The organism is Streptomyces sp. NPDC001852 (genome assembly GCF_042891825.1).
GTDB lineage: Bacteria > Actinomycetota > Actinomycetes > Streptomycetales > Streptomycetaceae > Streptomyces.
Genome location: NZ_JBIATN010000015.1, coordinates 116135 through 134857, shown reverse-complemented (window position 1 = coordinate 134857; position 18723 = coordinate 116135). Strand labels below are relative to the sequence as shown.

The 18723-nt window shown below is 73.2% G+C and carries 21 protein-coding genes and 1 pseudogene; 8 read left to right on the top strand and 14 right to left on the bottom strand.

Translation table 11 applies throughout. The features are described from left to right. Positions 1 to 167: 167 nt before the first annotated feature. From ACFYZB_RS26050 to ACFYZB_RS26040, 3 genes are all read right to left on the bottom strand, one after another. Complete coding sequence (locus tag ACFYZB_RS26050) at positions 168 to 455, bottom strand: metal-sensitive transcriptional regulator (protein ID WP_351213386.1); 288 nt, start codon at positions 453 to 455, stop codon at positions 168 to 170. Positions 456 to 581: 126 nt separating this feature from the next. Beyond that, a complete protein-coding gene (locus ACFYZB_RS26045; RefSeq protein ID WP_388762884.1) occupies positions 582 to 875 on the bottom strand; it encodes a hypothetical protein in 294 nt (97 codons plus the stop codon). 300 nt (positions 876 to 1175) lie between these two features. Beyond that, positions 1176 to 1364: a hypothetical protein gene (locus ACFYZB_RS26040; RefSeq protein ID WP_388762883.1), complete on the bottom strand. Its 189-nt coding sequence runs from the start codon at positions 1362 to 1364 to the stop codon at positions 1176 to 1178. Positions 1365 to 1571: 207 nt separating this feature from the next. On the opposite strand from ACFYZB_RS26040, the gene ACFYZB_RS26035 reads away from it, so the two are divergent. Further along, the gene (locus ACFYZB_RS26035; RefSeq protein WP_388762882.1) at positions 1572 to 2015 is read left to right on the top strand and encodes a universal stress protein; all 444 of its coding nucleotides are present in this window, start codon (positions 1572 to 1574) and stop codon (positions 2013 to 2015) included. A 97-nt stretch (positions 2016 to 2112) separates the two neighbouring features. Here the strand turns inward: ACFYZB_RS26035 and ACFYZB_RS26030 are convergent, their stop codons facing one another. Together ACFYZB_RS26030 and ACFYZB_RS26025 are read right to left on the bottom strand one after the other, a co-directional pair. Then, positions 2113 to 2553 carry a CBS domain-containing protein gene (locus ACFYZB_RS26030; RefSeq protein ID WP_388762878.1) on the bottom strand — a complete coding sequence of 147 codons (441 nt, stop codon included), beginning with the start codon at positions 2551 to 2553 and terminating at the stop codon, positions 2113 to 2115. Positions 2554 to 2613: 60 nt separating this feature from the next. Beyond that, positions 2614 to 3603, bottom strand: coding sequence for an Acg family FMN-binding oxidoreductase (locus ACFYZB_RS26025; RefSeq protein WP_388762877.1), 990 nt, complete (start codon positions 3601 to 3603; stop codon positions 2614 to 2616). A gap of 332 nt (positions 3604 to 3935) precedes the next feature. Here ACFYZB_RS26025 and ACFYZB_RS26020 point away from each other — a divergent pair, with 332 nt between their 5' ends. Continuing rightward, positions 3936 to 4340 (top strand): Hsp20/alpha crystallin family protein, encoded by a 405-nt coding sequence (locus tag ACFYZB_RS26020; RefSeq protein ID WP_351213376.1) that lies wholly within the window; start codon positions 3936 to 3938, stop codon positions 4338 to 4340. A 103-nt stretch (positions 4341 to 4443) separates the two neighbouring features. Here ACFYZB_RS26020 and ACFYZB_RS26015 read toward each other — a convergent pair whose 3' ends face one another. Together ACFYZB_RS26015 and ACFYZB_RS26010 are read right to left on the bottom strand one after the other, a co-directional pair. Next, the gene (locus ACFYZB_RS26015) at positions 4444 to 5154 is read right to left on the bottom strand and encodes a response regulator (protein WP_388762875.1); all 711 of its coding nucleotides are present in this window, start codon (positions 5152 to 5154) and stop codon (positions 4444 to 4446) included. 79 nt (positions 5155 to 5233) lie between these two features. Further along, a complete protein-coding gene (locus ACFYZB_RS26010) occupies positions 5234 to 5908 on the bottom strand; it encodes a CBS domain-containing protein (protein ID WP_388762874.1) in 675 nt (224 codons plus the stop codon). 302 nt (positions 5909 to 6210) lie between these two features. Here ACFYZB_RS26010 and ACFYZB_RS26005 point away from each other — a divergent pair, with 302 nt between their 5' ends. Together ACFYZB_RS26005 and ACFYZB_RS26000 are read left to right on the top strand one after the other, a co-directional pair. Then, positions 6211 to 7116: a universal stress protein gene (locus tag ACFYZB_RS26005; RefSeq protein ID WP_388762872.1), complete on the top strand. Its 906-nt coding sequence runs from the start codon at positions 6211 to 6213 to the stop codon at positions 7114 to 7116. 23 nt (positions 7117 to 7139) lie between these two features. Continuing rightward, complete coding sequence (locus ACFYZB_RS26000) at positions 7140 to 8000, top strand: universal stress protein (RefSeq protein WP_388762870.1); 861 nt, start codon at positions 7140 to 7142, stop codon at positions 7998 to 8000. Between the two features lie 147 nt (positions 8001 to 8147). On the opposite strand, the gene ACFYZB_RS25995 is transcribed toward ACFYZB_RS26000, so the two are convergent. Both ACFYZB_RS25995 and ACFYZB_RS25990 read right to left on the bottom strand, forming a co-directional pair. Then, positions 8148 to 8720, bottom strand: coding sequence for a hypothetical protein (locus tag ACFYZB_RS25995; protein WP_388762869.1), 573 nt, complete (start codon positions 8718 to 8720; stop codon positions 8148 to 8150). Continuing rightward, positions 8720 to 9118 carry an STAS domain-containing protein gene (locus ACFYZB_RS25990; RefSeq protein WP_351213368.1) on the bottom strand — a complete coding sequence of 133 codons (399 nt, stop codon included), beginning with the start codon at positions 9116 to 9118 and terminating at the stop codon, positions 8720 to 8722. Before ACFYZB_RS25990 ends, ACFYZB_RS25995 begins: the two co-directional genes overlap by 1 nt. Positions 9119 to 9367: 249 nt before the next feature. Here ACFYZB_RS25990 and ACFYZB_RS25985 point away from each other — a divergent pair, with 249 nt between their 5' ends. From ACFYZB_RS25985 to ACFYZB_RS25975, 3 genes are all read left to right on the top strand, one after another. Continuing rightward, complete coding sequence (locus ACFYZB_RS25985; protein ID WP_388762867.1) at positions 9368 to 10438, top strand: zinc-dependent alcohol dehydrogenase family protein; 1071 nt, start codon at positions 9368 to 9370, stop codon at positions 10436 to 10438. Between the two features lie 127 nt (positions 10439 to 10565). Beyond that, a complete protein-coding gene (locus ACFYZB_RS25980) occupies positions 10566 to 12284 on the top strand; it encodes a GAF domain-containing protein (RefSeq protein ID WP_388763076.1) in 1719 nt (572 codons plus the stop codon). Positions 12285 to 12429: 145 nt separating this feature from the next. Then, on the top strand, positions 12430 to 13131 hold the full coding sequence (locus tag ACFYZB_RS25975) for a CBS domain-containing protein (protein WP_388762866.1): 702 nt from the start codon (positions 12430 to 12432) through the stop codon (positions 13129 to 13131). Positions 13132 to 13216: 85 nt separating this feature from the next. Here ACFYZB_RS25975 and ACFYZB_RS25970 read toward each other — a convergent pair whose 3' ends face one another. From ACFYZB_RS25970 to ACFYZB_RS25950, 5 genes and pseudogenes are all read right to left on the bottom strand, one after another. Further along, positions 13217 to 13870, bottom strand: coding sequence for a CBS domain-containing protein (locus tag ACFYZB_RS25970; protein WP_388762864.1), 654 nt, complete (start codon positions 13868 to 13870; stop codon positions 13217 to 13219). Positions 13871 to 13893: 23 nt separating this feature from the next. Then, positions 13894 to 14352, bottom strand: a complete 459-nt coding sequence (locus ACFYZB_RS25965) for a cyclic nucleotide-binding domain-containing protein (RefSeq protein ID WP_388762862.1) — start codon at positions 14350 to 14352, stop codon at positions 13894 to 13896. A gap of 247 nt (positions 14353 to 14599) precedes the next feature. After that, positions 14600 to 15115 carry a DUF2231 domain-containing protein gene (locus ACFYZB_RS25960; RefSeq protein WP_388762860.1) on the bottom strand — a complete coding sequence of 172 codons (516 nt, stop codon included), beginning with the start codon at positions 15113 to 15115 and terminating at the stop codon, positions 14600 to 14602. A gap of 107 nt (positions 15116 to 15222) precedes the next feature. Continuing rightward, positions 15223 to 16429 (bottom strand): annotated as a pseudogene (locus ACFYZB_RS25955) (glycosyltransferase). Continuing rightward, positions 16426 to 17607, bottom strand: coding sequence for an NAD(P)/FAD-dependent oxidoreductase (locus ACFYZB_RS25950; protein ID WP_388762859.1), 1182 nt, complete (start codon positions 17605 to 17607; stop codon positions 16426 to 16428). Before ACFYZB_RS25950 ends, ACFYZB_RS25955 begins: the two are co-directional and overlap by 4 nt. A 222-nt stretch (positions 17608 to 17829) precedes the next feature. Here ACFYZB_RS25950 and purU point away from each other — a divergent pair, with 222 nt between their 5' ends. Beyond that, the gene (gene purU, locus ACFYZB_RS25945) at positions 17830 to 18702 is read left to right on the top strand and encodes a formyltetrahydrofolate deformylase (RefSeq protein WP_388762858.1); all 873 of its coding nucleotides are present in this window, start codon (positions 17830 to 17832) and stop codon (positions 18700 to 18702) included. Positions 18703 to 18723 lie beyond the last annotated feature (21 nt).

The following is an 18723-nucleotide window of genomic DNA, read 5'->3' as shown; positions in this document are numbered from 1 at the left end:
ACACAGGTCGGAGATAGAAGCGCGGGGCACGATCGCCGTCGCTGGTCGTGGTCGCCGCGGACGAGCGGTCGTGCCGTCGGGGTGTCGGGGTGTCGGGGTGTCTCCGCAGCGTGCAGAGGTGGGCCGCGGTGGTGCTGCCGGTCGTGACGGCTTCGGCGATCAGTGGCCTACGCCAGCGACAGGAACAGCTTCTCCAACCGCGCGCGCATCGCCTCCGTGTCCTCCCCGTTCCTACGGCCCGATTCGATGTCGGCCACGCACTGCTGCAGGCCGGTGGCGATGATCGCGAAGCCGGCCCGGTCCAGCGCCCGCGAGGCGGCGGCCAGCTGCGTGATGACGTCCTCGCAGTCCCGCCCCTCCTCGATCATCCGGATCACGCCGGAGATCTGGCCCTGCGCACGCCGCAGCCGGTTCAGCACGGCCCTCAGGGATGCGCCCTCAAGCTCCAGTTCCACGATCACTCCTCGAAAAATACCCCTAGGGGTACTGTACGTCCCAGTCCGGGACGGCGGCGCCCATCAAGGTCGGCTAGAGCGGCAGGTGAACGGCAGGCGTCGGCGCGGTTTCCGTACCGCCGCGTGTCACGCAGTGCCGTCGTGCGGTCCGGCCTCGGTGGGCCGGTCGGTCGCGCCGATCCGCTGGAGGAGCAGGTGGGCCAGACCACGCGCCTCGTCCGGGGTGAGTGCCGCCCAGACTCCCGGTTCGCCACCCTGGTCCTCCCCCACGTCCAGAGCGATCCGGCTGAGGGGCCGGTCCGGGTGTCCGAGGCTCAGACACCGTACGTCGATCCTGCGACCGCACCCCGTCACCAGAGGGCCCTGTTCGGTACGGCCTTCGTCGGCCCTGTAGAGCCGGTCACTCCCTGCCGTCGCCATCGGTCTCGCGCTCCTCCGCCGCTCGGTCCCCTCCCCAGCAGCCGCCACTCCAGCGGCTCTCATACCCGGTCGGGTATCAGTGACAGCACCTGGTGCGCGTGAGTTGTTCCCGCTCAGAGTCCTGGGACCGTGGTGACAGAGGCCGTGCGGGGCGCCGCCGGCTCAGGGAACTGCTGCTCGGCCCGGTCGGTCTGGCCGTCACGGCCCGGGCGCGCTGACCCGTGGTCGTGGTCGCGGTCGTGCACTGGCCGTCGCGAGCCACCGGAGCAGCCAGGCCGGTCGGTCCGCCGCATGGTGTTCTCAGCCGAACAGACTGCGCACCCTGATCGTCTCGACATGCCGCCACGAGCCGCCGGGCAGCAGGAGCCAGTCGCTCTTCGGCGACGAGGCCCTGCGTACGCCGGGAGTGCGCGCCGCCCTGCGCGTCGGCAGCCGAGAGCCACAGCCTTCCGCCGCGATCCGCGGCCGAGCGAACGCCGCCTTGCTCATGGCTCCTCCCACCATATGAGGCGCGGTACTTCGCCCGCGTCGCCCTGCCTGAGCACTCACCTCATCATCGTCCTTTTCACCGGGGATCGCCCTCGGACGCGTTGCCCTGGCGAGATCGCGCGACCGCGTGCAGCGTGGAAACGAGCGTTTCCGATCGGCGGGGTGGAAGAGCCGGCGGGTGCAAGAGCCGTAGGAGAGGTGGGACACATGGACAGGGATGTCTCCGGGCCCCGGGTGGTCGTCGGTGTCGACGGATCGCCGTCCTCGTACGAGGCACTGCGCTGGGCCGTCCGGTACGCGGGCCTCGTCGGCGGCACCGTGGAGGCGGTCGCGGTGTGGGAGCTGCCGGGGCTGTACGGCTGGTCGGCGCCCGCCGTGGACATGGACGTCGACGAGGAGGAGACCCGGCAGCGGATACGGAAGGAGCTGACCGACGTGCTCGGGGCGGAAGCGGCCGAGTCGGTCCACAGCCATGTGGTGCACGGCAATGCCGCCGACGTGCTGCTGCGGGCCGCCGAGGGGGCCGAGGTCCTGGTCGTCGGCAGCCGAGGCAGGGGCGGATTCGCCGCGGCCCTGCTCGGCTCGGTCAGCCAGCATGTGTCGCAGCACGCGAGCTGCCCGGTCGTGATCGTGCGCGCTCGGCAGCAGTGACCTGCTCCGGCAGGCAGCGCCCTGCTGCCCGGCGCCGGGAAACCCCGGTGCCGTCCTCTCCGGAGCACCGTCGTCCCGGTCGCGCGTTGCCCCCCGTTCAGCGCACGCACGACGCCGTTTCCGCTCCCGGCGGTCCCGGCGGTTCCCGCAGCACGCTCCAGGCGACCGGCCCCAGCAGGTCGGTCAGCCGCCGGAAGACGTCCAGCAGGAGGTCGTCGATCGTCACCACGCCCACCAGGCGGTGTCCGGCCAGCACCGGCAGGCGGCGCACGCCGATACGACGGAAGGTGCGATAGGCCGCCTGGACGTCGTCCGCGGCGTCGACCGTGACGACCCCCGCGGACATCACCGCTTCGACCGCTGTGCTCGGGGGCAGCCCTCCGCCCAGCCCGCGCACCGCTATGTCGCGGTCGGTGACGATGCCGCGCAGCGTCCCGTCCTCGACGACGAGGACGCAACCCACACCGGACTCCGACATCCTCCGGGTCACCTGTGCCAGGGAGACGTGCGGTGGCACGGCGACCGCGGGAGCGGTCATCACCTCGGACACCTTCACCCGGATCCTCCCTCCGGTCGGACGCCCGTGGGCGTCGCCGTCTCATACGACGTCCAGCACGTCGGCGACGGGCCGACGGGGACTCGGTCGTCCTTCGGGCCCGTAACCGAGCCGGACGACCATCTGGACGTGGGCCATGGCCGAGCCGGGGTCGCGGACGGCCCACCGCAACTCGGCCCATTCCAGGGGCTGGGACGTCAGCGAGGCGACCAGCCCGTCCGTGGTGGCCCGGAGCAGGACCCGCTCCAGCGCCTGGCCCGCGCACAACCAGTCCACGGGCCGGTCGTGGGCGGTGCCCAGCAGAGCTACCTGGGGGTTCTGTTCGAACGCCGCACAGCCGCGACCGGGCACTGCCCGCCCCGCGGCGAAATCGCGCACCGGTGCGGCAGCGCGGCGGCTACGGGGCCCGAACGCCTCGGCGGGGATGCCCTCCCGTGCCTCGGCTCCGCTCGACGGTCGCGTTCCGGTCCAGCGCACCGTCTCGCCCCGCACGCCGGGATCCACGGCCTCCCGTCCCTCGGCGTCGCGCACCAGCTCCAGCAGCAACGCCACATGCCAGGGGCCCGGGAACAGCAGCTCCGCTCCCTCGGCACGGGCCGCCTCGCGCAACCGGTCCTTCAGCGCGCCCGGTATCTCCTCCTCGTGGTAGGGATGACGGCTGGAGTGCCGACGGCCGATCGCCGGCTCCAGTACGGCGAGGGCCTTGTCGGGGTGGGCCGGGCCGCCGAGGTCCAGTTCGGCCAGCAGCGCCGGATCGGCCGGGTCGGGCAGCAGCCGGACCGCCGGATCCAGGCCGGCCGCCGCTGCGGCCACGCGCAGGTTGAGCAGTGCCGCGCCGCAGCCCAGGTACAGGCCGCGGTTGTCCGGGTCGGTCCGCGGCAGGGCACGCTCCAGGTCGGCGAAGAGGCACAGGATCCCGCTGTCGCGCCGGTAACGGAACCTCCAGGGCTGGGCGTTGTGCAGCGAGGGGGCTGCCGCGGCGTCGGACACGAGGGCGGTGATGTCGTACGAGGTGCTGGGTGGCGTGATCACGATGGCCTCCCTGGGTGGCGGGCCCGGCCGTCGTACGAGGCGACGACCCACAGCGTGCTGCGGGCCGGCATACCGAGTCCTCTCCCCAGCCTCGGCGACGCTCACCGTCCGTGGCAGGGGCCGCCCGGACCCGGCCCAGGGCCGAACGGCCCGAGGCGCAGAGCCCGTTGCGCACCGAGGCCACGAGCGCCCGCGTGTCCCCCTCCCCCGCCCGCACACCATGGTCACTTCGCAGAAGGGACTTCGAGGACCATGACGGGGCCTGTTGGGCTCGGCACGGGGATGCCCGGCGCGTTGTACTGGAAGCAGGCGAAGAACGAGGAGGTACGGTCATGGGCACACTCACCCGCAGGCAGAGGATCCCCTTCCTGGACATGCCGGACTGGTTCGAGACCATTCCGAGCAAGTTCGCGATGCCTTCCGTCCGTATCGAGGACTACACGGAGAACGACCGTTACGTCGTGCGTGCCGAGCTTCCGGGCATGTCTCCCGAGGACATCGACGTCGTCATCGGCGACGGGGTGCTCACGGTGAAGGCCGAGCGCACCGAACGGGAGGTCGACAAGCACCACAGCGAGATCCGGTACGGCGCGCTGAGCCGCAGCGTGACGCTGCCGGCCGGCGCCGACGAGGAGGACGTCACGGCCGACTACACCGACGGCATGCTGACCGTCAGCGTGGGCCTGGGCGCCGAGAAGGCGGAGGCCAGGCACGTCGAGATCAGGCACCACGGCTGACGGACGCCTTCACTTCACCGGCGGACCTCGCGTGGGCCCGCCGGTGCGATGTGCTCCGCCGGGCGTGCCGCGGCCTGTTCCCGTCCGCCCTTCCCTCCGCCCCTCACCTCTCCTTTCCTTCCCCTCCTTCCCCCGAGCCCTGCGGCTCCAGGTGGGACGCGAGGACCGCGGCCTGGACCCGCCGCTGGACTCCCAGCTTCGCCAGCATCCGCGAGATGTGGTTCTTGACGGTCTTCTCCGACAGGTACAGCCGTTTGCCGATCTCGCGGTTGGTGAGACCGTCCCCGATCAGGGCGAGGATGTCCCGTTCGCGCGGCGACAGCGTTGCCAGCTCGGACGGCAGCGACGGGGACTCGGCCGGGTCGGTGCGCAGGGAGCGCATCAGGCGGGCCGTGGTCGCCGGGTCGAGCATCGACTGGCCCGAGGCGACGGTACGCACGGCGGAGAGGAGGTCGGAGCCCTTGATCTGTTTCAGCACATAGCCGGAGGCGCCGGCCATGATGGCGTCCAGCAGGGCGTCCTCGTCGTCGAACGAGGTCAGCATCAGACACGCCAGCTGCGGCATCCGGCTGCGCAGCTCCCGGCAGACCGAGATGCCGTCGCCGTCCGGAAGCCGCACGTCGAGCACGGCGACGTCCGGTCGCACCGCGGGCCCGCGGGCGAGGGCGTGCTCGGCGGTGTCGGCGTCACCGACCACGCAGATGTCCGGTTCGGCGTCGAGCAGGTCGGCCAGGCCGCGCCGCACGACCTCGTGGTCGTCCAGCAGGAACACCCGGATCGGGTTCTGCTCGGTGAAGGTGCGGGTCTCGGCCATGACGACCTCTCGTTCCCCGGGAAGGACGGACCGCGGGCTGTACACGAGGCCGATCATCCATCCGGTGGCGCCGTGCGGGCTAGGGCCGACCGGCCCCCGTCACCCCGCGGTCGTCGTGTGCGAGGTCGAACTGCACGTCCACCACGCCCTCCACGGCCCGCACCAGGCGCGCGGCCACCGGGACCAGGGCGGGATCGCGGACCCGGCCCGTCAGCGTGACGACTCCGTCGTGCACGTCCGCCTGGAGCGCCGACGCCGGCGGCGGGAAGAGGTACGAGACGATCTCGCGCCGGACCTCCTCGGCGATGGCGTCGTCGTCGCGCAGGAAGACCTTGAGCAGGTCGGCACGGCTGACGATGCCCGCCAGCAGACCGGCCGCGTCCACCACCGGCAGCCTCTTGACCCCCTCTTGCGCCATCGTGCGCGCGGCCTCGGCGAGGGTGGCGTTCGCCCGGACCGTGACGGCGGGCGACGACATCAGCTCCGCCGCGGTCAGTGCGCCGGCCTTCGCCATGTCGGCCGGCCGGCGCCGCTGCAGGCAGCCGGTCTCCGGCTCGTCCCGCAGTTCCTCCGTGGGCAGCAGGTCGGCCTCGGAGACGACACCGATCACCCGGCCCTCGCCCTCGATCACCGGCAGGGCGCTGACCTGCCAGTCCTGCATGAGCTGCACGATCTCCTTGAAGGGGGCACGACGGCCCACGGCGGCGACCGTGTGGGTCATGACATCGCTGACGATGTGCGGGGTGCCGTACATGGTGACCTCCGTACGGTCCTGGCGGCCGGTCCGTTCCCAGCATGTGCCGGTGCCGGACGGCCGGCCAGGGGCCACCGGTCCCCCGGGTGGGCCGTTCGGCTCCCCGCCCGTCCGGGCAACAGTCCCTGGATCACTGCGTCCGCCACACCCCGCGCAACGGAATACGCGGCCACCGTCACGCCCGGTGTGCCGTCCGGGTCACGGGGGCCGGTCGGACCCGTATGGGGACTTACGGCCCCTCATCCCGCGAGCGCGGTGGCACCACGCTGGAGCTGGATCCCTCGCCCCGGGAGGTGGAGACGATGAATCGAACGGTCACGGTAGGTCTCGACGGCTCGCCCGAGAGCCGGGCCGCCGCCGAATGGGCGGCCCGTGAGGCAGCGTTGTGCGGTCTGCCGCTGAAGATCGTTCACGTCTGGGAGCCGGTGCCCGAACCCGTGGCCCAGGCCCCGCTGCTCGGCGGCGAGACCCGGCAGCACTGGACCGATGAGGTTCCCCGTGAGGCCGCCGAAGGGCTGCGGCTGCGCCATCCCGGCCTCGAGGTGGTCACCGACCGGCTCACCGGGAATCCGGCCCACGCCCTGACCGAGGCGGCCGACTCCGCCGAGCTGACGGTGCTGGGCTCACGCGGCTTCGGCGGGATCGCCGGCTTCATGACCGGCTCGGTCAGCCTGGCCGTCCTCGCCCACGCCGAACGTCCGGTCGTGCTGGTCCGGGCCGGAGAACAGGCCACCGACGAGCACAAGCCGGACCCGGCGGGCGTGCCGTCCGAGGCGGCCCCCTTCCGGCCGGTCGTCCTCGGCCTCGACCTCGGCACCCCCGACGAGACCCTGCTCGGCTTCGCCTTCGGCGCCGCCGCCCGGCGCGGTGCGCCCCTTCGGGTCGTGCACGCCTGGAGCGAGCCGCCCACCTCCTTCTACCGCTTCTACGGTGACGCCGAGCTCGCCGAGGAGCTCACCCGCGGGCAGGCCAAGGCCCTGACCGAGCTGCTGCGCTCCTGGCGGCAGAAGTTCCCGGACGTGCAGGTGATCGAGGCGAGCCGGTGCGGCAGCGCCGCACAGGTGCTCGTCGACACCTCGCGCGAGGCCTCCCTCGTCGTCGTGGGCCGACGCGTCCGCACCAGCCCGCTCGGCGCCCACATCGGCCATGTCACGCATGCCGTGCTGCACCACGTCCTGGCCCCGGTCGCCGTCGTTCCGCACGTCTGATCCCTCGAGGAGCGATGAACACGATGGACCTTCCGATCGTCGTCGGTGTCGACGGTTCCGAGCCGAGCGTGCGGGCTGTCGACTGGGCGGCCGACGAGGCCGCCCTGCGCGGGGCCCCGCTCCGGCTGGTGTACGGCTCCCTGTGGGACCGCTACGAAGGGGCCCTGCTCGCGCAGGAGCTCCACAAGCCGCTGGAGGAGGTGATGGCCCGGGACGTCGTCGGTGCCGCGGAGGAGCGCGCCCGATGCCGCCGGCCGGAGGTGAAGGTCACCACCGAGGTGCTGCCCGAGGAGCCGGAGCACGGGCTCGTACGGGAGAGCGGCAGCGCCCTCGCCCTGGTGCTGGGGTGTCGTGGCCGCAGCGGCATGGCCGAGGCGCTGCTGGGTTCCGTCAGCCTCGCGGTCGCCGGGCATGCGCACTGCCCGGTGATCGTGCTGCGTGACAGCCACGACAACCAGGCCCGCACCGGGGTCCGGGGACGGATCGCGCTGGGGGTGGGCGAGCAGCCGGCCGGCTCGGCCGCCGTGCGGTTCGCGGTCGACGAGGCCCGCCTGCGCGGGGTGCCCCTGGAAGCCGTACGGGCCTGGCGGCAGCCCCCGCACGCGACCACTGGTCACCGCGAACCGGCGCGTCTGCAGCGGCAGGAGGCCCTCGAGCTGCTGGAGGAGGCCCTGCGCGGCGCACCGGCCGGGCTGGAGGTGGACCGCCGCACGGTCGAGGGCCACGCCCGCGGCGCCCTGATCGCCGTCTCCCGTGAGGCCGACCTGCTCGTCGTCGGCGCCCGGCGCGGGCACGGTCACTTCGGGCCCCGGCTCGGGCGCGTCGCCCGCGCGGTGCTGCACCACGCGGCCTGCCCGGTGGCCGTCGTGCCGGAGCCCGCCTGACGTCCTGGCCCGCACGATCGCGGCCACCGGGTCGCCGGCCACGGCGCCGTACGAGCCGTTCGCCCACCGCGCGTGCGAGCCCTCGGCGCCAGGTCCGCGGCAGGTGCGGCCCGCGGCGGCGGCCTGCGCCTGCGACGGCGGTCCGGATCAGCCCGTCCTGTGGCCCCAGCGGGGTTCCACCAGGTCCCACTCACGCTCCCAGCGGGCCATCCGCCGCCGGTCGAGCCACAGTCGTCCGAGCGCTCCCGCCCCGTACACCGGGGCGGCGACGGCCAGGGCGGCCGCGACGCCGAAGACGCCGGCCTCGATCGCGCCCTCGGTGGGGTTCGTCGGCTTCGCGGGGGCGAGGTTTCCGTGGTCGTCCCGCCAGACGGCCACCCGGGCGCCGGACCGCAGCCCGCTGTCGACCAGCGTGTCACCGGTGCGGGGAGTGCCGTCCGGTGCGGTCCAGCGCACCCTCGCCCGGACCAGGCCGTCCGCCGGCCAGGCGGATGTGGCGCCATGCGGTGCGTCGGCGAGCAGTACGGCGCGGACGGGGTGCCGGTGGGCGCGCTGCGCCGCGAACACGTCCGCGGCGGCGCGTGCCGTCAGCACCCCGGCCACGGCCCCGGCGACCACGACGACCATCCACACGGCCAGGACGAGCCAGGCCTCCACCACGTCCTCGCGTCGCCGCAGCGGATTGCTCCGCCAACGCCACAGCCCCGGCTTCGCGTTCATCACACCGCTCCGCCCCGGGCCCCCGGCAGCGGGTGGGGCAATCGTGTGTGCACCTCGAAGACGTCCCCCAGGCCCGTGACCCGCAGGATCCGCCGGAAGCCCGCACTCTCCGTGATCAGCCGCAGCCGGCCCTGCCGGGCCAGCGTCCGGTTGTGCGCGCGGCACAGGACCCAGAGTCCGGCGCAGTCGATGAACGTGACCTGCCGCAGGTCGAGCACCAGATCGGGCCCCGGGCAGGTGGTGAGCGCGTCGAGCCGCCGCGACAGGGCGGGAGCGGTCAGCAGGTCGATCTCGCCGTGCAGGGCCACGACGGTTGCTCCGTCGGCCGCCCGGTGGGCCGCGAGTGCTTCCGGTGCTGTGGGGTGCTCTGTCCCGCGGGCCGCGTCGTTCTCGGGCATGTCACGAGCCAAGCGGGCGTTCCGGGCGGGGCGGAAGGGCCGTCCGGCCCTGGCTGCGGGTCCGTACGGGGCACCGCCCGCCCGGACGACGGCCGCGCCCCCGCTCGGCCCCGGCGTGCCCCGGGCGAGGGCCGGACGGCCCAGGCGGCACCGCTGCCCACCGGCCACACTGAAGGTGCGGGCGATCCCGGCAGCGTGCCGGAACCGCGATCCCGCGGCGGAGTCGACGAAGACCGACGAGGAGCTGCCATGAAGGGCTTCGTGTTCCACGGTCCGGGGCAGGCGTCCTGGCAGGACGTCCCGGACCCCGCCATCAAGGAACCCACCGACGCCATCGTGAAGGTCGGCGTCGTGACCATCTGCGGGACGGATCTGCACATCCTCGAGGGCGACGTCCCCGAGGTCCGCTCCGGCACGGTGCTCGGGCACGAGGCGGTCGGTGAGATCGTCGAGGCCGGCAGCGACGTGCGCACCGTACGGCCGGGGGACCGGGTGCTGGTGTCCTGCATCACCTCGTGCGGCCGGTGCCGGTTCTGCCGGGACGGCTCGTACGGCCAGTGCCGGGGCGGCGGGGGCTGGATCCTCGGCCACCTGATCGACGGCACGCAGGCCGAGTACGTCCGCGTTCCCCACGCCGACCTGTCCGTGCATGCGCTGCCCGCCACCGTGCCCAGCGAGGACGCCGTCCTGCTCGCGGACATCTTCCCGACCTCCTACGAGGTCGGTGTCCGCAACGGGCGGGTGCGCCCCGGCGACACCGTCGTCATCGTCGGCGCCGGACCCGTCGGACTCGCGGCCGTCGCCACGGCGCGCCTGTTCGCCCCGGAACGGATCATCTCGGTCGACCTGGCACCGGCCCGGCTGGAGGCCGCCCGGCGGCTCGGCGCCGACGCCGTCGCCGACGTGCGCGAGGAACCCGCCCAGTTGGTCGCCGATCTGACCGAGGAGCTCGGCGCGGACGTGGTGATGGAGGCGGTCGGTGCCCCGGAGAGCTTCGAGCTGTGCACCCGCATGGTCCGCCCCGGCGGGCACGTGGCCAACATCGGGGTGCACGGCAAGCCCGCCACGCTGCACCTCGAGGACCTCTGGATCAAGAACGTGACCATCACGACCGGCCTGGTGGACACCTCCTCCACGCCCACCCTGCTGCGGATGGCCGCCGCCGGCCGGCTGCCGACCCGGCAACTGGTCACCCACACCTTCCCGTTGGGCCACATGGAGGAGGCCTACGACGTCTTCTCCGAGGCCGCCGAGACCGGCGCGCTCAAGATCGTGCTCGGCGGGGAGCAGCACGCGGAAGTGGCCGTTCCCGCGGCCTGACGGGGAGGAGCCTGACAGCCAGGTCGCGGCAACGTCCTGGAAATGCCCGCCCGGCCCGGGAAAGGGATACGGTGTGCAGGGAACCCGTTGGTTCGCAGCCGTGAGCCGATGGGCGCTGGAGGGCGTGGTGACCGGTGCGGAGGAACCCCGCGTACGACTGCCCCAGCTGAAGCTCGACGAGCTGCTGGAGGAGCTGCAGGCCCGGATCGACGCGGCCCGTGGCACGCAGGATCGCGTGCAGGGTCTGCTGGAGGCGGTCCTCTCCGTCGGCCGGGAGCTGAACCTGGAGCAGGTCCTGCACTCCATCGTGGAGGCGGCCGCGGTGCTCGTCTCCGCCGCGTACGCGGCCCTCGGCGTCATCGGGCCGGACGGCACTCGGCTGTCCGCCTTCCACACGGTGGGCGTCACCGAGGAGCAGATCGCCGCGATCGGCCCCTATCCGGAAGGGCACGGCATCCTCGGTGAGTTGATCCGGCACCCGCAGCCGCTCCGGCTCGGCAAGATCTCCGAACACGCCGCCTCCTACGGCTTTCCGCCGGGGCACCCGCCGATGAACAGCTTCCTCGGCGTCCCGATCCGGGTCCGTGACGAGGTCTTCGGCAACCTCTACCTGACCGAGAAACGCGGTGGGCGGGAGTTCGACGAGGAGGACGAGTCGGTGCTGTCCACGCTGGCCGTGGCGGCCGGCGTGGCCATCGACAACGCGCGCCTGTACGAGGACTCCCGGCTGCGCGAGCGCTGGCAGCGGGCGAACGCCGAGATCAGCCACAGCCTGATGTCCGGGACCGACCGCGCCGAGTCCCTGGGCCTGATCGCCGAACGTGCCCGGGAGATCTCGGGCTCCGCACTGGCCGCCGTGGCCATGCCCATGGAGGGCACGAAGTCGCTCACCGTGGAGATCGCCGTCGGCGTGGACGCGGAGGCGCACCGGGGTCTGGTGCTGCCCATGGACACGAGCCTCATGGGCCTGGCGTACACGGCAACCGCCCCGGTCACCAGCGACGACGTCATCCATGACGCGCGGATAACCCCCGAGCCGCCGCGCTTCGAGGGGCTCGGCCCCGCCGTGGCCGTCCCGATCGGCTCGGACGAGAGCGGGGTGCGTGGCGTGGTGCTGGTGGCCCGCGAGGGCGGCCGGCCGCCTTTCCTCCAGAAGGAGACCGAGTTGCTGCAGGGGTTCGCCGCCCAGGCCGCGATCGCGATGGAGCTGGCCGACCGCAGGCGGGACGCCCAGCAGATCGCGCTGCTGGAGGACCGCGACCGCATCGCCCGGGACCTGCACGACCTCGCCATCCAGCGGCTGTTCGCGACCGGGATGACCTTGCAGAGCGCGGGCCGATTCATCGAACATGCCGAGGCCTCCGAGCGGGTGCTGCGGGCCGTGGACGACCTCGACGAGACCATCAAGATCATCAGGTCGACCATCTTCGGGCTGCGGTCACGCACGGGCGTCGTCGGCAGCGGGCTGCGGGCGCGGGTCGTCCGCGCCACCGGTGAAGCCGCCCCGGTGCTGGGTTTCACCCCCAGCGTGCGCATGGAAGGGCTGGTCGACACCGATGTGCCGCCGGAGATCGCCGACCACGTGGTGGCCGTGCTGACCGAGGCCCTCACCAACATCGCCCGGCACGCCCGCGCCGACCGGGCCCAGGTCGTCCTGACGGCCGGCGGCGGCGAGGTGCGCCTGAGGGTCTCGGACAACGGCGTGGGCATCCCCTCCGACGGCCGGCGCAGCGGGCTGCTGAACATGGCCGAACGGGCGGACAACCTCGGCGGAGCGCTCGAGGTGACCAGCCCGGAGGCGGGCGGTTCGGCGCTGGACTGGCACGTCCCGCTGTCCGCCGGGTAGGCCGCGTCCGCCCTCGGTCCCCTCGCACACGGCGCGCAGGGCCGACGGGACACGGGATCGGGACCACTCGGCCCATGCCAGGAACCGGTCCGCCGCCGCAGCCTGAGGATGTCCGACGACGGCACCCCCGCCCCGGGAGGACGCCATGAACGGCACTCCGGCCCTCGTGAACGACGTGATGACGCACCAGGTCGTAGCCCTGCGCGCGGGCGCGGCCTTCAAGGACATCGTGAAGGTCATGCGCGAGTGGCAGGTGAGCGCCCTGCCGGTGCTGGACGACGCCGGCCGGGTCGTCGGCGTGGTCTCCGAGGGTGATCTGCTGGCCAAGGAGGAGTACCAGGACGGTGGCATCGGCCGGTACGGGCAGGTCCGGTACCCCGCCGGGGCCCGCAAGGCGGACGCGGTGACCGCGGCGGGGCTGATGACCGCCCCGGCCGTCACCGTGGCGCCCGAGGCCACGCTCGCGCACGCCGCGCGCCTCATGGCCCGCACCGGGGTCAAGCGGCTGCCGGTCGTCGGCCGTGACGGCACTCTGCGCGGCATCGTCAGCCGCTCCGACCTGCTGAAGGTCTTTCTCCGGGACGACGAGGACATCGCCGAGGAGGTCCGGCGCGAGGTCGTCGTACGCCTCTTCGGTCCGCGCGCCGTCACCGTCCGGGTGGAGGTGCGCGACGGTGTCGTCACGCTGGCGGGCGGGGTCCGTGAGACGGCCCTGGTCCCGCTCGCGGCGCGGCTCGCACGGGCCGTGCCGGGCGTGGTGGACGTGCACTGCGGGCTGGCCGGACCGCCTCGCCGTCCGGACCTCGACCCCGACCTCCCCGAGGCCGACAGGACGCCCACGCCCTGACAGACCACCTCGGCGCCGAGCCGTACGACGTGGGTGCGGCCCTCGCTTCGTCACCGACGGCCGCACCGGCATCCCGTCGCCCGGCTCACCCGACGTCGGCCGCGGTGAGCCGGCAGTCCACCCCCACGACGCCCTCGACGCCGCGGGTGAGGCGTGCGGCGAGGGGGATCCGCGCGCCGTCCTGCACCCGCCCGGTCAGGGTCACGACGCCTTCGGTGACCACGACATGGACCGGCTCGACGGGGGCCGGGAAGAGCGGGTCGACGACATCGCGCCGGATCTCGTCGGCCAGGTCGTTGTCCGGCCGCAGGAACACCTTGAGCAGGTCCCCGCGGCTGACCACGCCCTCCAGCACACCCTCCGCGTTCACGACGGGCAGCCGTTTGACGTGCCGCAGCGCCATGATGCGTGCGGCCTCGGCCAGCGTGGCGTCGGCGTGCACGGTGACGGCCGGGGTGCTCATCAGCTCCTCGGCGCACACGGCCCCCGCCTTGGCGAGGTCCGCCAGTCGGCGCCGTTGCGTGAACCGGTCCGGGTCGCTGTCCCGGAACTCCTCCTTGGGCAGCAGATCGGCCTCGGACACCACACCGACCACCCGGGCATCGCCCTCCAGCACGGGCAGGGCGCTGACCTGCCACTGCTCCATGCGCTCCACGATGTCCTTGAAGGGCGCCTTGCGGCCCACGGCGACGGCGGCTCGCGTCATCACGTCACTCACCCGGTGCGGGCTGCTGTCCATGGCGTTCTCCTCACAGGAGCGGGTCACGTGAGCATGCCGCTGCCGTAGGGGGCGTAGAGGTCGAGGAGCCGGACCCGGGAGGCATGCAGGCGTTGGGCGACCACGCGCCCGACCCAGTCGGCGATCTCCCGGCCGAACTCGGCGTCCTCGGCGCACATCGCCCGCACGTCCCCGGCGTCGAACTCCCAGGCGCGCACCGGGCTCACCGCCTCGGCACCCAGGTGCCAGAGGTACGGCGCGAAGTGCCAGGACCAGCCGACCAGTTCGCCGCGTCCGAGGGTCTCGATCACGGCGGGCCGGCGGCCCGGTACGTGCAGGTCCAGGGCGACGGTGCCGGTGCGCACGATCCAGAACCGGTCGGCGCGCCGGCCCTCCTCGAAGAGGCGGGACCCGGCTTCGAAGGAGACCTCGTGGGCCAGGCGCATCAGCCGTTCGCGGTGCCCGGGTTCCAGAGCCGCGCTCATGGTGGTGGTGGAGGTCATCGCACCGGCTCCCTTCGTGGCTTCTGCACCCAGCGTGGGCGCATCCGGTACAGAGCGCCACGGGCCACTCGGGCCGGGCCTGGGGGTCCTTCGGCCCCGAGCCGGACGAGGGTGGGCCGTGCGCCGAGCACGTGCACGCGCCGTGGGCCCCGGCGCGGAGTTCCGCACCGGGGCCCTCGGCAGGGCTGCCGGGCCCAGCGGAGGCGGGGCCTGTCGGGTGGTCCGGGCCCAGCGGGCGGGCGCCGGATCAGTCGCCGTGGCCCTGCGATCCCGTCGCCGTCTTGGAGTAGGCGTCGTGCCAGGCGGCCTTCGCGCCGGAGTCGCCGATCCGGTAGACGTCCACGACCGCTCCCGCCGCGACGGCCAGCGAGAGCACGCCGACGACGATGCGGACCGGCAGGGCGGCCCAGAGCGTGGCGCTGCCCTGTCCGCGCTGCTCCGGAGCGCGCCGCCCCGCCCACCACACGACCGCCGCCAGCACGAAGAGGCCCAGGGCCCACGGCAGCAGTCCGTCGCCGAGCTCGGTGTGGCGGCGTACCAGGGCGTCATCGGCCACGTGCCGTTCGAGCCACTCGCCGGCGTGCGTGGTCACCGGCACGCTGGCCAGGGCCAGGAAGGCGAGCACCGGGAGCAGGACGCCCAGCCGCCGGGCGGCGCGCGGCCAGAGCGCGGCCGTCACGAGGGCCAGCGCGGTGAGGGGTATCAGCACGACGACCACGTGGACGAACAGGACATGGGCGGGCAGACCGTTGATCAGAGTCATCCAGGGGCTCCTGAAGGGGGTGTGGGCGCGCGCCACCCTGGCACAGCCACCTCTCAGTCAGCTCTGAGCGACCTCTTGTCGTCGGGGCGCCGGAAGACATGCAGCCGTCATCGGGCCGGCGGCCCGGGGAGGCGGCGCTCGTGCAGGGCCGCGGCGTACACGTCCGCCGTCGTCGCCGCGGCCGTGTCCCAGCCGTAGCGACGGGCGTGCCGGGCCGCGGCCGCGCCCATCCGGGCGGAGAGTGGCGGGTCGTCGGCGAAGGCGCACAGGGCCCGCGCGTAGTCCACCGGATCGTGCCCGCGTACGAGAACGCCGCTCACACCGTTTCTCACCGCCACCGGAAGCCCGCCCACCTCGGCGGCGATCACCGGCGTGCCGCAGGCCTGTGCCTCGAGGGCCACGAGGCCGAAGGACTCGCTGTGGGAGGGCATGACCAGGACGGACGCTGCCCGGTACCAGTCGGCGAGCTGGTCCTGGCCGACCGGCGGGCGGAACAGGACGACGTCGGAGATGCCGAGCGAGGCCGCGAGCTTCTGCAGTCCTTCCGGCCGGGCCAGACCGCTGCCGCTCGGCCCGCCCACCACGGGCACCGTGATCCGCTCACGCAGCCGTGGCCGATCCGCGAGGAGCGTGGCCACGGCACGCAGCAGGACGTCGGGCGCCTTGGAGTTCGTGCGCTTCCCGCTCGGTGTTCGCTGTCAACCGGTCGGCCGCCCGTACGACGTGTGTCTCGCCGGTCACGCGGTTCGCGGGCTCGGGGGTGTCCCCCTCGGCGAGTGAGGCGTTCTTGACCTTGGCCATGGTGTGCATGGTGTGCACCAGCGGGACGCCCCAGCGTTCGGCGGCGAGGCGCCCGACCTGGCCGGAGAGCCAGTAGTGCGAGTGGAGCAGGTCGTAATGGCCGGGGCGGTGGTCGGCCCAGGCCTGCGTCACGCCGTGCGTGAAGGCGCAGAGCTGAGCGGGCAGGTCCTCCTTCGCCAGGCCGTCGTAGGGTCCGGCGGTCACGTGCCGTACCAGGACTCCGGGTGCCAGTTCGACGCGCGGCGGGAGTGCGGCGGAGGTGGCCCGGGTGAAGATCTCCACCTCGATGCCGATGGCGGCGAGGCGTTTGGCGAGCTCGACGATGCAGACGTTCATCCCGCCCGCGTCGCCGGTGCCCGGCTGGTGCAGGGGTGAGGTGTGCACGCTGAGCATCGCCACGCGGCGGGGGCGCCGGTGGGCGCCGGACGACCACGGCCCGGGTGGGTCGACGCGCCGCACACGTCGTGCGGTCTCCCGGTGGGAACGGCTGGGCAGCCGGCGGCCCGGGCTCATGAGCCGACGGGCACGTCGGCGGGGGTGAGGGTGCGACGAAGCCGGTTGAACAGCTTCGGCTGGTTCAGGGAGAGCACCGCGACCGGCGCGCCCTCGCGCCGGTAGACGGCGGTGAAGCAACGGCTGTCGAGGTCGCCGTCGACGACCTGGGGCTCGGCAGCGGGAGCGACGTGCCCGGCGAGCTGGATCCGCACCTGGTACTGGTCGGACCAGAAGTAGGGCGCGGTGACCGGGGCGGGGGCCGGCACTCCCGAGAGCAGCGTGCGGGCGGCGGTCGTCCCCTGTTCCATGGCACTGCTCCAGTGCTCGATGCGGGCGTGCCGGCCGGTGAACGGGTTGGGGCAGCGGGCGACGTCGCCGACGGCGACCACGCCCGGGACCGTGGTGGCGCAGCCGGCGTCGCACACCACGCCGTCGTCCACGTGGACGCCGGAACCGGCGAGCCAGTCGGTGGCCGGCCGTACACCCACCCCGACCACGACGACGTCGGCGGGCAGCACACGCCCGTCGGTCAGCCGTACGCCGGTCACCCGGCCGTTGCCGGTGAGTCCCGCCACGCCGGTTCCGCACAGCAGGCCGACCCCGTGATCGCGGTGGAGCGAGGAGCACACCAGCCCCATCCGGCGGCCCAGTTGACGCTCCAGCGGCACGTTCAGCGCTTCGACGACGGTGACGTGGAGTCCGAGGCGGTGGGCGGTGGAGGCCACCTCGGCGCCGATGAAACCGGCGCCGATGACGACGACCCGGGGCAGCCCGTTCAACAGCTCGGCGCGCAGGGCCTGGGCGTCGTCCAGGGTGCGCAGGGTGTGGACGCCCGCCAGTCCGTCCGCGCCGGGGAGCGTCCGGGGAGCGGCGCCGGTGGCGACGACGACGCCTTCGGTGCGCACATGCCGCCCGCCGGCCAGCGTGACGGTCCGGGCGGCGGGGTCGAGCCGTACCGCTCGCTCGCCGAGCAGCCACTGCGCGTCCAGGTCCGCGTATTCCTCCGCGTCGCCGAGCGCGAGTGCGTCGGTGTCGAGGTCACCCTTGAGGAAGTCCTTGGACAGCGGCGGGCGGTCGTAGGGGGTGTGCCGCTCCTCCCCGACGACGACGATCTCGCCGTCGTAGCCCTGTGCGCGCAGCGCACGGACGGCGCTCAGGCCGGCCAGCGACGCGCCGACGACGGTGATGGTCCTCATGCGGGCCCCCGGAGACCTGTCTCGAATAACACAACGATATTCGCTATGCGCAACATGGTTTCCGTCGCGCAGGACCGCTGTCAAGGGGTGGGCCGAGGGTGAGGTCACCACTCGCCCCGGCAAGGAGCGTGAGGGGTCAGCCTCTTGACCAGTCGGCCCCCAACGTCGGACCATGTTGCGCATCACTCTCATCGTTGCGTATTGCGCACTACGGAGGATGCCATGTCCCCTCGCCCGCAGCCCGGCCGCGAGTTCGTCCTCACCCTCTCGTGCCCCGACCGGGCCGGCCTCGTCCACGCGGTCACCGGCTTCCTCGTGAACCACTCGGGCAACATCCTGGAGAGCCAGCAGTTCGACGACCGTCTGCAGGACCGCTTCTTCATGCGGGTGCACTTCGAGGTCTCGTATCCGGCCACGTCCCTGGAGCAGTTGCGCACCGACTTCGGCCCCGTCGCCGAGGCCCACCGGATCACATGGCAGCTGCACGACGTGACGACCCCGACCCGCACCCTGATCATGGTGTCGAAGTTCGGCCACTGCCTGAACGACCTGCTCTTCCGCCGGTCCACGGGCTCGCTCAACATCGAGATACCGGCGATCGTCTCCAACCACCGCGACTTCGAGCCGCTGGCCCGCACCTACGGCATCCCCTTCCACCACATCCCGGTGACCCGGGAGACCAAGTCCGAGGCGGAGGCCCGGCTCCTGGAGCTCGTCGGCGCGCTCGACGTCGACCTGGTGGTGCTGGCCCGCTACATGCAGATCCTCTCCGACGACCTGTGCAAGCGGCTCGACGGCCGGGCCATCAACATCCACCACTCCTTCCTGCCGAGCTTCAAGGGCGCCCGGCCGTACGTGCAGGCGCATCAGCGGGGCGTCAAGCTCGTCGGAGCCACCGCGCACTACGTCACCCCCGACCTCGACGAGGGCCCGATCATCGAACAGGACGTCGTCCGGGTGGACCACTCCCAGACCCCGGACGAACTGGTCACCATGGGCCGCGATGTCGAGGCCCGGGTCCTCGCGCGCGCCGTGCAGTGGCACAGCGAGAGCCGCGTGCTGACCAACGGCAACTGCACGGTCGTCTTCCGCTGACACCCCCTTCCCGCGCGGCCC